15 protein-coding genes are annotated in these 11,892 nt (G+C 65.5%); 9 read left to right on the plus strand and 6 right to left on the minus strand.

Annotated features, from left to right (window positions below; translation table 11 throughout):
- Positions 1 to 160: 160 nt before the first annotated feature.
- The 3 genes from rpsI to E5673_RS09145 all read right to left on the minus strand — a co-directional run bounded on the left by rpsI (position 161) and on the right by E5673_RS09145 (position 2,374).
- The gene (gene rpsI / locus E5673_RS09135) at positions 161 to 718 is read right to left on the minus strand and encodes a 30S ribosomal protein S9 (protein WP_082441435.1); all 558 of its coding nucleotides are present in this window, start codon (positions 716 to 718) and stop codon (positions 161 to 163) included.
- Complete coding sequence (rplM, locus tag E5673_RS09140) at positions 718 to 1,197, minus strand: 50S ribosomal protein L13 (protein WP_082441436.1); 480 nt, start codon at positions 1,195 to 1,197, stop codon at positions 718 to 720. Before rplM ends, rpsI begins: the two co-directional genes overlap by 1 nt.
- Positions 1,198 to 1,321: 124 nt before the next feature.
- Positions 1,322 to 2,374, minus strand: coding sequence for a COX15/CtaA family protein (locus E5673_RS09145; RefSeq protein ID WP_136189748.1), 1,053 nt, complete (start codon positions 2,372 to 2,374; stop codon positions 1,322 to 1,324).
- Between the two features lie 299 nt (positions 2,375 to 2,673).
- On the opposite strand from E5673_RS09145, the gene E5673_RS09150 reads away from it, so the two are divergent.
- Both E5673_RS09150 and E5673_RS09155 read left to right on the plus strand, forming a co-directional pair.
- Positions 2,674 to 3,057, plus strand: a complete 384-nt coding sequence (locus tag E5673_RS09150; protein ID WP_136189749.1) for a MerC domain-containing protein — start codon at positions 2,674 to 2,676, stop codon at positions 3,055 to 3,057.
- Between the two features lie 41 nt (positions 3,058 to 3,098).
- Complete coding sequence (locus E5673_RS09155) at positions 3,099 to 3,566, plus strand: transcriptional repressor (RefSeq protein WP_136189750.1); 468 nt, start codon at positions 3,099 to 3,101, stop codon at positions 3,564 to 3,566.
- A 143-nt stretch (positions 3,567 to 3,709) separates the two neighbouring features.
- On the opposite strand, the gene E5673_RS09160 is transcribed toward E5673_RS09155, so the two are convergent.
- Complete coding sequence (locus E5673_RS09160; RefSeq protein WP_136189751.1) at positions 3,710 to 4,240, minus strand: GNAT family N-acetyltransferase; 531 nt, start codon at positions 4,238 to 4,240, stop codon at positions 3,710 to 3,712.
- A 92-nt stretch (positions 4,241 to 4,332) separates the two neighbouring features.
- Between E5673_RS09160 and dxs the strand changes: the two genes are divergently transcribed.
- The gene (gene dxs, locus E5673_RS09165) at positions 4,333 to 6,255 is read left to right on the plus strand and encodes a 1-deoxy-D-xylulose-5-phosphate synthase (RefSeq protein ID WP_136189752.1); all 1,923 of its coding nucleotides are present in this window, start codon (positions 4,333 to 4,335) and stop codon (positions 6,253 to 6,255) included.
- Positions 6,252 to 6,419: a hypothetical protein gene (locus E5673_RS19650; RefSeq protein WP_168711593.1), complete on the plus strand. Its 168-nt coding sequence runs from the start codon at positions 6,252 to 6,254 to the stop codon at positions 6,417 to 6,419. Before dxs ends, E5673_RS19650 begins: the two co-directional genes overlap by 4 nt.
- Positions 6,420 to 6,551: 132 nt before the next feature.
- Here E5673_RS19650 and E5673_RS09170 read toward each other — a convergent pair whose 3' ends face one another.
- Entirely contained in the window at positions 6,552 to 7,223 is a 672-nt protein-coding gene (locus E5673_RS09170) for an alpha/beta hydrolase (protein ID WP_056047792.1), read from the minus strand.
- 185 nt (positions 7,224 to 7,408) lie between these two features.
- On the opposite strand from E5673_RS09170, the gene E5673_RS09175 reads away from it, so the two are divergent.
- The 5 genes from E5673_RS09175 to proC all read left to right on the plus strand — a co-directional run bounded on the left by E5673_RS09175 (position 7,409) and on the right by proC (position 10,691).
- Positions 7,409 to 8,209 carry a TlyA family RNA methyltransferase gene (locus E5673_RS09175; RefSeq protein ID WP_136189753.1) on the plus strand — a complete coding sequence of 267 codons (801 nt, stop codon included), beginning with the start codon at positions 7,409 to 7,411 and terminating at the stop codon, positions 8,207 to 8,209.
- 187 nt (positions 8,210 to 8,396) lie between these two features.
- Complete coding sequence (locus E5673_RS09180; RefSeq protein ID WP_247599639.1) at positions 8,397 to 8,948, plus strand: TspO/MBR family protein; 552 nt, start codon at positions 8,397 to 8,399, stop codon at positions 8,946 to 8,948.
- A gap of 51 nt (positions 8,949 to 8,999) precedes the next feature.
- A complete protein-coding gene (locus tag E5673_RS09185; protein WP_136189754.1) occupies positions 9,000 to 9,287 on the plus strand; it encodes an accessory factor UbiK family protein in 288 nt (95 codons plus the stop codon).
- Between the two features lie 97 nt (positions 9,288 to 9,384).
- Positions 9,385 to 9,891 (plus strand): YbjN domain-containing protein, encoded by a 507-nt coding sequence (locus tag E5673_RS09190; protein ID WP_165895101.1) that lies wholly within the window; start codon positions 9,385 to 9,387, stop codon positions 9,889 to 9,891.
- A complete protein-coding gene (gene proC, locus E5673_RS09195) occupies positions 9,888 to 10,691 on the plus strand; it encodes a pyrroline-5-carboxylate reductase (RefSeq protein WP_136189755.1) in 804 nt (267 codons plus the stop codon). The genes E5673_RS09190 and proC overlap by 4 nt, the downstream gene beginning before the upstream one ends.
- A 25-nt stretch (positions 10,692 to 10,716) precedes the next feature.
- Here proC and E5673_RS09200 read toward each other — a convergent pair whose 3' ends face one another.
- Positions 10,717 to 11,880, minus strand: coding sequence for an endo-1,4-beta-xylanase (locus tag E5673_RS09200; protein WP_247599640.1), 1,164 nt, complete (start codon positions 11,878 to 11,880; stop codon positions 10,717 to 10,719).
- Between the last annotated feature and the right edge of the window lie 12 nt (positions 11,881 to 11,892).

Consider the following 11,892-nt stretch of genomic DNA (forward strand, 5'->3'; position numbering starts at 1 on the left):
CCAACTCCAACAGGCTCCCCTCCCTGGAAGGGAGGGGGGATCGTTGGGGTTTGGGCTTCGTTGCAGCTCTCACCCTGGCGTCATCACGCTGCACCCCAAAACCAGAAAGGGCGGCCCGTTGCCGGACCGCCCTTCTGATACGCAGATACTGAAAGCGAGATTAGCGCTTCGAGAACTGGAAGCTGCGACGGGCCTTCGCCTTGCCGTACTTCTTGCGCTCGACGACGCGGCTGTCGCGGGTCAGGAAGCCTGCTGCCTTCACCGATGCGCGGAGCACCGGCTCGAAGCGGGTCAGTGCCTGGCTGATGCCGTGCTTGACCGCGCCGGCCTGGCCCGAAAGGCCACCGCCCTTGACGGTGCAGACGACGTCGTACTGACCTTCGCGCTCGGTGATGCCGAACACCTGGTTGATGACGAGACGCAGCGTCGGACGTGCGAAATACACTTCCTGGTCACGACCGTTGATCGTGATCTTGCCGGTGCCGGGCTTGACCCAGACGCGCGCGACGGCGTCCTTACGACGGCCGGTCGCATAGGCGCGGCCCTGCTTGTCGAGGATCTGCTCGCGCAGCGGCATCGGCTCGCGGACGGGCTCGTTCGAGACCGGCGCTGCGATATCGCCTTCGCTGGTCGGCAGAGCCTGCTCGGCGGGGGCAGCCGGCGCGGGCTGGTTGGTCAGGCTCGCGAGATCGGCGAGCGACTGGCGGTTGTCGGACATTATGCGCCCACCTTGTTCTTGCGGTTCATGCTGCCGATGTCGAGCACGGCAGGGTTCTGTGCCTCGTGCGGATGCTCGGTGCCCTTGAAGATACGCAGGTTGCGCATCTGCTCACGACCCAGCGGGCCCCGCGGGATCATGCGCTCGACAGCCTTTTCGAGAACGCGCTCCGGGAAGCGGCCATCGAGGACCTTAGCGGCAGTGATGCCCTTGATGCCGCCGGCGTAACCGGTGTGCTTGTAATAGATCTTCTTCGCAGCCTTGTTGCCGGTGAAGCGGATCTTGTCGGCGTTGATCACGACGACGTTGTCACCGCAATCGACATGCGGGGTGAACGACACCTTGTGCTTGCCGCGCAGGACGTTGGCGATGATCGATGCGGCACGGCCGACGACGAGACCTTCCGCGTCGACGATATGCCACTGCTTGTCCACCTCTGCCGGCTTTGCCGACTTGGTGGTCTTCATGAGCGCCTTCATGGGCGTTAGACCTTCCAGATTGAATGCAAGCGCACCAAGGGGAAGCCCCGCAGCGCGAATGCCGGCCTAATGCTGAAAGGGGGGCTTCAAGTCAAGCTTTCCGCCGGTTTCCTGACGGGTATTATTATACCCGCTGTGTAATGCGGGGTGCTGTGCCGACAGCATGGGCGGCGAACATCGCGGCGATCAGCAGCAGCGCGGCGTTGCCCTGGTGTGCGACCGCGACGTCGATCTGCACGCCGGTCATCAGCGTGGCGATGCCGAGCATGATCTGGAGCGTGACCAACCCGACGACGAAGAAGCCAGCGCTGCTGCCCGTCTTGGTCGCCTTGATCGCCAGCCAGATGAGTCCGGCGGCGGCGGCGAACGCGAACCAGCGGTGGATGAACTGGACGACGATTGGGTTGTCGACCGCGTTGCTCCAGGCCGGGTTCACCATCGGCACGTCGGCTGGGAACAGCCCGTCGCCCATCAGCGGCCAGCTTGCGAACGCGTACCCCGCGTCGAGCCCGGCGGTGAACGCGCCGTAGACGAGTTGTACGAACAACAGTGCCAGCGCGAGGATCGCGACCGGGGCGAGCCGGGCAGGGGCGGCTAGCGGGTTGCGGTGCAGCGCCATCAGGTCGAGCGCGGTCCACACGATCCCCGCGAGGATCGTCAGCGCGGTCAGCAGATGCACGGCGAGTCGGATGTGACTCACATCGGTTCGCACCGACAGTCCGGAGGCGACCATCCACCAGCCGATGGCGCCCTGGAACGCACCGAGCGCCAGCAACGCCGACAGCCGCCAGCCATAGCCGACCGGGATACGTTTGCGCACCGCGAACCAGATCAGCGGCACCGCGAACACGAGCCCGATCACGCGGCCCCATAGCCGGTGGAGGTATTCCCAGAAGAAGATCGCCTTGAACCCGCCGACCGTCATGTCGGCGTTGAACGCGGCGTATTCGGGGATGCGCTTGTAGGCGTCGAACTCGGCCTGCCACTGCGCGTCGTTGAGTGGCGGGATGATTCCGCTGATCGGCTTCCACTGCGTGATCGACAGCCCCGACTCGGTCAGCCGCGTGATCCCGCCGATGACGACCATCGCGACGATCAGACCGGCGACCGTGACCAGCCACAGGGCGACGGAACGAGGACGGGCCTTGCTGAGGAAGGCGGCGCTGGGTTGAAGCATGGTGAGGAGATAGTGGTTTGCGCGGCGGGGCGCCATCGGTTCGTGGTGCGCCGTTGCTTCATGTTGCTGGATCCGGTCGGGGACCAAGACCCCAGTAGCCGCAGCGCTCTGCTTCGTTGTTCTCCCGCGAAGGCGGGAGCCCAGGCTGGGTCCCCGCCTTCGCGGGGAAACAAGTGAGGAGGGCGCGACGTTGCATGGTCAGGGCCTGCTGGACGGCGACGAAAAACCACCCCAGCACCCAACAAAATCTGCAATGTAATGTTGTATCCTTTCAACCACCCATCTATATCCGACGAACGATGACGCCCTCGGCCACGCATACCCACCGCTTCGCCGGGCTCGATCGCTACGCGATCGGGCTGTCGGGCCTGTGCATGGTGCATTGCCTGGCGACCTCCGTGCTGGTTGCGCTGATGTCGACCGCGGGCGGTTTCCTGCTCGACCCGATCTTCCACGAAATCGGCCTGACGATCGCGATCGCTTTGGGCGCGCTCGCGCTCGGTCGCGGCGTGCTGAACCACGGCTATATGATGCCTGCCGCGATGGGCGCGCTCGGACTCGGCATCATGGCGGGCGCGATGACGCTGCCGCACGACAGCGGTGGCGGCGAGACGTTGTGGACGATCGTCGGCGTCGGGCTGCTCGCATTCGGCCACGATCTCAACCGCCGCGCGGAAAGCTGAGCGGGTTGCTGGAACTGTTCCGGCATCCTACTTCACCCAGCATGGCGCACGCTCACACCCACACCGAACCGCAGGGCGCCGATCTCACCGTCGCAGCACAGACGACGCTCGAAAAGGCTGGCGAGCAATGGACGACGATGCGCGCCAGCGTGTTCGCAGCCCTCGCCAGCTTCGAGAAGCCGGCGTCGGCGTACGATATCGCCGAGGCCGTCTCGAAATCTGAAGGTCGTCGGGTCGCCGCGAACAGCGTGTACCGCATCCTCGACCTGTTCGTCGGCGCGAACCTCGCGCGGCGAGTCGAGAGCGCGAACGCCTATGTCGCGAACGCGCACCCGGATTGCTTGCACGACTGCATCTTCCTGGTCTGCGACTCGTGCGGCCAGACGACGCATCTCGATAACGACACGATCACCAAGGGTGTGCGGAACGCGGCGGAGGCGGCGGGCTTCTCGCCCGTGAGGCCAGTGATCGAGGTCCGCGGTCGCTGCGCGGAGTGCGAGGCGAAGTAGCTTCGACCGCTTAATCCTCCCCCGTAAGGGGGAGGTGGCTGGCGCTTGCCAGTCGGAGGGGGAGGAAGGGTAAACCGCTGTTCCGTGTCCTCCCCCTCCGTCACCTTCGGTGCCACCTCCCCCTGGCGGGGGAGGATCAAGTTCTACCCCAGATCCTTCCCCATCCGGATCATCGGCACAGGCACGTCGCCCGGCGTCTCGATCCGCTCGATCGGCAGATACCCGCAGGCCTGATACAGCGGCTCCCCGGCCAGCGTCGCCATCATCTCCGCCCGCGCAAACCCGGCCTCCCGTGCTGCGGCCTCGCAAACCGATAACACCAGCCGCCCGACACCCCGCCGCGTAAAGTCCGGATCGGTATACATCGCCCGAATCCGCGCCGCGTCGCGCGCCGGGTCGAGTAGCGCCGCATCGCGCAACGCCGTGCTGTGATCGCCGCCATAGAGCGTCGCGCGCCGACTCCACCCGCCACATCCGGCCAGCCGACCGTCCGCCTCGACCAGCAGATACGTCCCGTCCGCGATCAACTGCGTATCTAGCCCCATCACCGCGCGGCTCGCCTCGACTTGGGCCGGCGTGAGGAAGTCCCCCTGCAACGCGCCGATCGAACGGGCCATCAGCGCCGAGATCGCGGGAATATCCGCCGCCACGGCCACACGGTGCGTAAAGTTCATAATTGTGCACTTTCCGAGCGACTCCAGCGCGAATGCTACGTCAAGACACGGTAACAATCGACACGATACGCGCGCTGCATTAAGCCCGTCCGATGGCCGACCTTCCCTCGACACCGCTGCTCGACACCGTTTCGACGCCCGACGACCTCCGCAAGTTGCGCCCGGACCAGCTCCGCCAACTCGCCGACGAACTGCGTACCGAGACGATTTCCGCGGTCGGCACCACCGGTGGGCATCTCGGCTCGGGCCTCGGCGTGGTCGAGCTGACCACCGCGATCCACTATGTCTTCGATACCCCGCGCGACCGCCTCGTCTGGGACGTCGGCCACCAGTGTTATCCGCACAAGATCCTCACCGGACGCCGCGATCGGATTCGCACGCTGCGGCAGGGCGGGGGGCTCAGCGGCTTCACCAAGCGCAGCGAGAGCGAATACGATCCGTTCGGCGCGGCGCATTCCTCGACGTCGATCTCGGCCGCGCTCGGCTTTGCGATCGCCAACAAGATTGCAGGCGCCCCCGGCAAGGGCATCGCTGTGATCGGCGACGGCGCTATGTCCGCGGGCATGGCGTACGAGGCGATGAACAACGCCGCGCAGGCGGGTAACCGCCTCGTCGTGATCCTCAACGACAACGACATGTCGATCGCCCCGCCGGTCGGTGGATTGTCGGCGTATCTGAGCCGTATTGTATCGAGTCGCGAGTTCCTCGGCTTTCGCGATCTGGCACGCAAACTCGCCAAGCGGCTGCCACGGCCGATCGCCAGCGGCATGCGCAAGACCGACGAGTTCGCGCGCGGCATGACGATGGGCGGCACGTTGTTCGAGGAACTGGGCTTTTATTATGTCGGCCCGATCGACGGTCATAACCTCGAACATCTGATCCCGGTGCTCGAGAATGTTCGCGATGCCGAAGAGGGCCCGATCCTCGTCCACGTCGTCACCAAGAAGGGCAAGGGCTACGGCCCCGCCGAGGCTGCCGCGGACAAGTATCACGGCGTCCAGAAGTTCGACGTGATCTCCGGCGTGCAGACCAAGGCGCCGCCGGGACCACCGCAATACCAGAACGTGTTCGGCGCGCAGCTCGTTGCCGAGGCCGCCAACGACCCGCGGATCTGCGCGATCACCGCGGCGATGCCGTCGGGTACCGGGCTCGATGCGTTCGCCAAGGCGTATCCCGACCGCTTCTTCGACGTCGGCATCGCCGAGCAGCATGGCGTGACCTTCGCCGCCGGCCTTGCCGCGCAGGGGATGCGGCCGTTCTGTGCGATCTACTCGACGTTCCTTCAGCGCGCATACGATCAGGTCGTGCATGACGTCGCGATCCAGAACCTGCCGGTCCGGTTCGCGATCGACCGCGCGGGTCTGGTCGGTGCGGATGGTGCGACTCACGCCGGATCGTTCGACGTCACGTACCTCGCGACGCTGCCGAACTTCGTCGTGATGGCGGCGGCGGACGAGGCGGAACTGGTCCACATGACGCACACCGCGGCGCAGTACGACACCGGCCCGATCGCGGTGCGCTATCCGCGCGGCAACGGCACCGGCGTTGCGCTGCCCGAGACTCCGCAACTGCTGGAGATCGGCAAGGGTCGCGTCGTGCGCGAAGGCAAGAAGATCGCGATCTTGTCGCTCGGTACGCGTCTCGAGGAAGCGCTCAAGGCCGCCGAGGTTCTCGAAGCCAAGGGGCTGAGCACCACGGTCGCCGATCTTCGTTTCGCCAAGCCGCTCGACGTCGACCTGATTCGGAAGCTGCTCACCACGCACGAAGTCGCGGTGACGATCGAGGAGAACTCGGTTGGTGGCTTCGGCGCGCACGTGCTGACGATGGCATCTGACGAGGGCTTGATCGACGGTGGGCTCAAGCTGCGTACGTTGCGTCTGCCCGACGTGTATCAGGACCAGGACAAGCCCGAAGTCCAGTATGCCGAAGCCGGCCTCGATGCGACCGCGCTGGTGGATACCGTGCTCAAGGCGCTCCGTCACAATTCGGGCGGGGTTGCCGAAGCGCGCGCATGACCGGGCCGACCAAGGGTCTTGTGATCATCGCGCTGGCGGTGATCGTGATGGTGTCGCTCAATATTGCGATGTGGCGGCGGATGCGGGGTGGGCTCGCAGCGGCGAAGGCTGAGCAGGCGGCGAACCCCGAACTGTTCGATGAAGATGGTTCGCGGATTTCATAACTGAGAACCACCCCGGCGCAGGCCGGGGCCCAATTGGGAAAAGTTGGTAACGGAGCGCGGTGCCTCGTTACTGTGACCTCACCAATTGGGCCCCGGCCTTCGCCGGGGTGGTGTATTGTTGGGTGCGTACGGTTAGCCGCCCAGGTAGTGTGTTTGTGCAGCGTCCGTTGCGCTGACCGCAAGGATCGAGCGGGCTTTGCTTGGCGGTAAAGCCTGTCCCCTGCCATCGCCACTTGCGGCGATGACGCGCTCCAGCAAATCCTGCCCTTCACGCCACCAGCCGATCCCGCTCGCGGCATTCAGATGCCCTTGTGGTCCCGCATCGACGAAGTGGCTGCCCCAGTCCGCCGCCATGCTGTGCGCGCGCTCGGGCGTGACCCAGGGGTCGTCGCTGCTCGCCACCACGATCGACGGGAATGGCAAGGGCGTGCGCGGAGTCGGCGAGAAGCCTTTCAGTTCGGCCTGCGCGCCGCCGCGATCGACGTCCGCTGGCGCTACCAACAACGCGCCCGCTACCGGCCACCCATAAGGCTGCGGGCTGAGTTCGGCCCACCACGCCACTGCGAGGCACCCGAGGCTGTGTGCGGCGAGGATCACCGGCGCCTGTGCCTGCCGGATCGCCTCGTCGAGACGAGTCACCCAGGCATTGCGGTGCGGCGTGTTCCACATGCCGAGTTCGACGCGCACCGTGTCGGGCCGCGCCTCTTCCCATAACGTCTGCCAGTGCGAAGGACCCGATCCACCAAGGCCGGGCACGGTCAGGATCGTCGGCTGGACGGAATCATACGGTGCGAAAGAACCCACAGCGCTTCTCCTTCTCCAAAACCTCGTTCTTCGAGGTCGGGAGCGTGGCCGAAGGACGCTCTAGGGCACGCCATCCGGTCACGATCCCATGACTTCAACGTAATCCTACTTGTTCGGTAGGCAATGGCATTGCGGCGAAAGGAAGGCAGCTTGCGGCAATCGGATCGGACCGCGATAGCGGGCGCATGGTGAAGGTACGTGCAGACCAGATGCTGGTCGACAGAGGGCTGGTCGAGTCGCGGACGCGCGCACAGGCGCTGATCATGGCGGGCCTCGTGTTCGCGGGGACGAAGAAGGTCGACAAGCCCGGACAGACGCTCGCAGACGACGTGCAGCTCGACGTGCGCGGTCGTGATCATCCCTGGGTTTCGCGCGGCGGGATCAAGCTGGCGCACGGCTTTGCGCATTTCGGTTGGGACGTGACCGGTGCGGTGGCGATCGACGTCGGCTCCTCGACTGGAGGTTTTACCGACGTCATGTTGAAGAACGGCGCGGCGAAGGTCTACGCGGTCGACAGTGGGACCAACCAGCTTGCCTGGTCGCTGCGGCAGGATGAACGCGTCATCGTCCACGAACAGACCAGCGCGCGGATCCTCACGCCCGCGCATATCCCAGAGCCGATCGACCTGATCGTCTGCGATGCGAGCTTTATCGGTTTGGCGAAGGTGCTGGAGCGGCCGATGTCCTTCGCCAAGCCGGACGCGCGGCTGATGGCGCTGGTGAAGCCGCAGTTCGAGGCGGGACGCGGCGAAGTGGGGAAAGGCGGTGTCGTCCGCGATACCGCGATCCACCAGCGCGTCTGCGACGAGGTCGCGGCGTGGTTGACGGGGCAGGGGTGGAGTGTGGTCGGTGTGGTCGAGAGCCCGATCACGGGGCCCGAGGGCAATGTCGAGTTCCTGATTGCGGCTTTGCATGACGAGAGTCTAACGGTGGAACAGCCTGCCTCGGACGCGCCAAACGATCCCGAAACGCCTCTGTCATCCTGACAAACGTCAGGACCCAGAGCCACACTGGGTGCGCTCGGTATCCTGGATACTGACTTTCGTCAGGATGACGGCGTGGGGAGGTGGCGTACCGGAATGAACCACTAGCGGAACGATTAACCACCAAACTCGGTTTACCGATCGCAAAATGCGCGCCAGGACGAGCGCGCTTAGAGGCGGAAGGATTTGTGTGGGCGGTATCGCTTCGAAGGGCCAGTTGAGGATGTCGTTCCTCCGCTGGGCGGTCGTGACCGTGCCCCTGATCCTGTTGCTGGGCTTCGTCTCGGGGCGTTCGGTCAGCGTCGGCAGCGAGAATGCTTGGTACATGGCGCTCGCCAAGCCGGCGCTGAACCCGCCGGGCTGGGTATTCCCGGTCGTGTGGACCACGCTCTACGTCCTGATCGGGCTAGCGCTCGCGATGATCCTCAACGCGCGCGGCGCTCGGTTGCGCGGGCTGGCCGTCGCTTTGTTCGTTGGCCAGTTCCTGCTCAACCTCGCCTGGACGCCGATGTTCTTCGGCGCGCACAGGATCGGGCTGTCGGTACTGGTGATCGTCGCGATGCTCGCGCTGTCGATCGCTGCAACCTTCGTATTCGCGCGCATCCGCCCCGCCGCGGCGTGGCTGATGGTGCCGTACATGGTGTGGATCAGCTTTGCCGGCGTGCTCGCGTTCAGCATCGGGCGGTTGAACCCCGATGCCGAAACCCTTGCACCCGCGCCGCATACGTCCCAAATGCTGTGACGCAGCAGTCACTGTAACAGTCACTGCGACAGTCTTTGGGATTTTGAAGCAATGCAGTCCGAAAACCGCGTGTTCGACGATATCGTCAAGGTCTTGAACGGTGCTGCCGGTACGCTTGCGGGCGTTGGTCGCGAAGCCGGTTCAGGTGCGCGGGAACGCGCGCGCGAATGGCTCGGCGGGCTGGACTTCGTCAGCCGCGAAGAGTTCGATGCCGTGAAGGCGATGGCATCGGCCGCACGCGATGAGAACGACGCGTTGAAGACTCGGCTTGATGCGCTTGAGGCCAAGTTTGCGGCACAATCGACGGTAAATGCACCGCTCGGGGCGTCGGTCGACTGACTTTTCCACAGTTTTCCGCAGAATTGGGGCCGATGGGGTTGTCGGGGCGTTTTTGCCTCGGCACCCTTTGTCGTGCGATAAGGACCGCCAGGACCCTATGATGCTTGAACACGCCGACCACGACCACGAAGACGCCGCCCCGATCGACATGCTCGAGAGCTATTACGCTGCGCATGGCTGGGAGCATGAGCGTCACGACGACGAGATCGTCGCGACCGTCAAGGGAAGCTGGGCGACCTACGAGCTGCGCGCGCTGTGGCGCGAAGACGATAGCGTCCTGCAATTTCTCGCTTTTCCCGACATCAAGGTGCCCGACGAACGCCGTCAGGCCGTGTACGAGACGATCGGGCTGGTCAACGAACAGCTCTGGATCGGGCATTTCGAACTCTGGTCGTCGAGCGGCATTCTGCTGTTCCGGCACGCGGCGATGGTCGACGGGGGTGACGACGGCACGATGTCGCTCGACGCGGCGGAACTGCTGGTCGAATCGGCGATCGAGGAGTGCGAGCGCTTCTATCCCGTGTTCCAGTTCGTGCTGTGGGGTGGGAAGAGCCCCAAGGAAGCAATCGCCGCGGCACTGATCGAAACGCACGGCGAGGCATGAGCTTTCCGGCGGGTCCGCTGTGGCTGATCGGTTGCGGCAACATGGGCGGGGCGATGCTGCGGCGGTGGATCGCCGCCGGGCTTGATCCGGCGACCGTCACGGTGATCACGCGGAGCGGGCAGGGCGCACCCGAAGGTGTCCGTTCGCTGACCGCGCTTCCCGACGAAGAGGCGCCCGCGACGGTGATGCTCGCGCTGAAGCCGCAACAGATCGATGCGGCGCAGGCTTTGCTGGCGCCCATGCGAGGTACGCCGCAGCTTCTCCTGTCGATCCTCGCCGGTGTCGACCAAGCGGCACTCTCCCAGCGGTTTGCGGCTGACACGATCGTCCGCGCGATGCCCAACCTTCCGGTGGCGATCGGCAAGGGCGTGACGTCGCTCTACACCGCTGGTGCGTCGGAAGAGGCGATCGCGGCGGCGGAAGCGTTCGCAGCGCCGCTCGGTCATTACGAATGGATCGCCGACGAAGCGCATTTCGATGCGGTGACCGCGCTCGCGGGGTCCGGCCCCGGGTTCGTGTTCCGATTCGCCGATGCGCTCGCCAGGGCAGGTGCGGCGCTCGGGCTGCCAGCGGACCAGGCGGCGCGTCTCGCTATCGCAACTCTGGAGGGTTCTGCGATCATGGCGGCCGAGGCGGACGTATCGCCCGGCATACTCGCCGACCGCGTCGCCAGCCCCGGCGGATCGACCCGCGAGGGCCTGAACGTCCTCGACCGCGACGATGCCTTGGTCGCGCTGCTTACCGCGACGCTGGCCGCCTCCGAACGCCGCAACGCCGAAATGGCGGCTGCGGCGCGCTAGAGGTGGCGTCGAATGTCGTGAGTCGCTAGCCGCGCGGTGCTGCCGCGGTGAAGGCCGCGGCGATTGCGGCGTGCATCGGCTTGGCGGCGAATGCGGCGTCATACGGGCAGGGGCGGCGGCGGGCCTTGTCCTTGCGCGGCTCGAAACCCTCGATCCAGCTGTAGCGGTCGGTCATGCCCCACAACAACACGTCCTTCAGCGCCGGGTAGGCGAACATCAGGTCTAGATAGCCGCGCGTGAAGTCGGCCACTCCCTGATCGCGTGCGGCGACGTCGGCGGGGAGATTATTGTCGCGGACGTCGAGTTCGGTGATGACGATGGCATAGCCCATCGCGGTGACGGCATCGACGAAACGGCGCCATTCGCCTTCGAGCGCGGCGATCGTGGCGCGGGTGTCGGTGCCTTGCGTGACGAGGTGCGACTGGACGCCGAGTGCGTCGACCGGAACGCCGCGGGCCTTGAACCCCTCCAGCAGTTTGAGGACGCCGGCGTGGTGCTGTGCGTTGCCCGGCTCCCAGCTCATATAGTCGTTATAGACGAGTTGCGCGTGCGGGGCTGCGGTGCGCGCAGTGTGGAAGGCTAGATCGAGCGTCGCCTCGGGACTGCCGAGTGCGCGGGACAGGGCGGTCGTGTACAGCGTGCCGTCGGCGGGAGTGACCGCCTCGTTGACGACGTCGTAGCTGCAGATACGCGTGCCATAGCGCTGGCATACCGTGGTGATGTGCCGGACGAGCAACTGTTCCGCCGCACGCGCGGGCGTTGCGCCGAAATCGTAGGTCTCTTCCCATTTCGGCATCCATTTCGGCTGGTGCCACAGGAGGTTGTGGCCGCGGACGGGCAGCGCGTTGGCATCGGCCCACGCCATCATCGCGTCGAACCGCGTGAAGTCGAAGGTCGTGGCACTGGGGCGGAGCGCCTGCCACTTCATCTCGTTTTCGGGCACCAGCAGCCCGCAGTCGCGCTTCAACAGTCTCGCATAGGCCGGGTTGGCGAACGAGCCGCGGTCCGCGCCGGGTTCGCTCCACGCGAAACAGGAGCCGAGGCGCATGCCCTTGGCTGCTGCCAGTGATTGCAGGCTCCCGTCGGCGCCCGTCGGGCGCAGGATCGATCGCGCCTGAGCATTCGCCGTAGCGCCGGCAGCCGCGAGCCCCGCCAGCATGCCCAGTCCGTCCCGTCGTGTAATGTCCACGAAGCATCCTCA

The sequence above is a fragment of the Sphingomonas sp. PAMC26645 genome (genome assembly GCF_004795835.1).
Taxonomy (GTDB): domain Bacteria; phylum Pseudomonadota; class Alphaproteobacteria; order Sphingomonadales; family Sphingomonadaceae; genus Sphingomonas.

What these genes read in the sequence shown, in the direction of transcription:
- E5673_RS09155 (WP_136189750.1), top strand. Translation starts at nt 3,099, where the DNA reads ATGGCGCACGCTCACACCCACACCGAACCGCAGGGCGCCGATCTCACC.
- dxs (WP_136189752.1), top strand. Translation starts at nt 4,333, where the DNA reads ATGGCCGACCTTCCCTCGACACCGCTGCTCGACACCGTTTCGACGCCC.
- E5673_RS09185 (WP_136189754.1), top strand. Translation starts at nt 9,000, where the DNA reads ATGCAGTCCGAAAACCGCGTGTTCGACGATATCGTCAAGGTCTTGAAC.
- E5673_RS09150 (WP_136189749.1), top strand. Translation starts at nt 2,674, where the DNA reads ATGACGCCCTCGGCCACGCATACCCACCGCTTCGCCGGGCTCGATCGC.
- E5673_RS09175 (WP_136189753.1), top strand. Translation starts at nt 7,409, where the DNA reads ATGGTGAAGGTACGTGCAGACCAGATGCTGGTCGACAGAGGGCTGGTC.
- E5673_RS09145 (WP_136189748.1), bottom strand. Translation starts at nt 2,374, where the DNA reads ATGCTTCAACCCAGCGCCGCCTTCCTCAGCAAGGCCCGTCCTCGTTCC.
- proC (WP_136189755.1), top strand. Translation starts at nt 9,888, where the DNA reads ATGAGCTTTCCGGCGGGTCCGCTGTGGCTGATCGGTTGCGGCAACATG.
- E5673_RS09190 (WP_165895101.1), top strand. Translation starts at nt 9,385, where the DNA reads ATGATGCTTGAACACGCCGACCACGACCACGAAGACGCCGCCCCGATC.
- E5673_RS09160 (WP_136189751.1), bottom strand. Translation starts at nt 4,240, where the DNA reads ATGAACTTTACGCACCGTGTGGCCGTGGCGGCGGATATTCCCGCGATC.
- rpsI (WP_082441435.1), bottom strand. Translation starts at nt 718, where the DNA reads ATGTCCGACAACCGCCAGTCGCTCGCCGATCTCGCGAGCCTGACCAAC.
- E5673_RS19650 (WP_168711593.1), top strand. Translation starts at nt 6,252, where the DNA reads ATGACCGGGCCGACCAAGGGTCTTGTGATCATCGCGCTGGCGGTGATC.
- rplM (WP_082441436.1), bottom strand. Translation starts at nt 1,197, where the DNA reads ATGAAGGCGCTCATGAAGACCACCAAGTCGGCAAAGCCGGCAGAGGTG.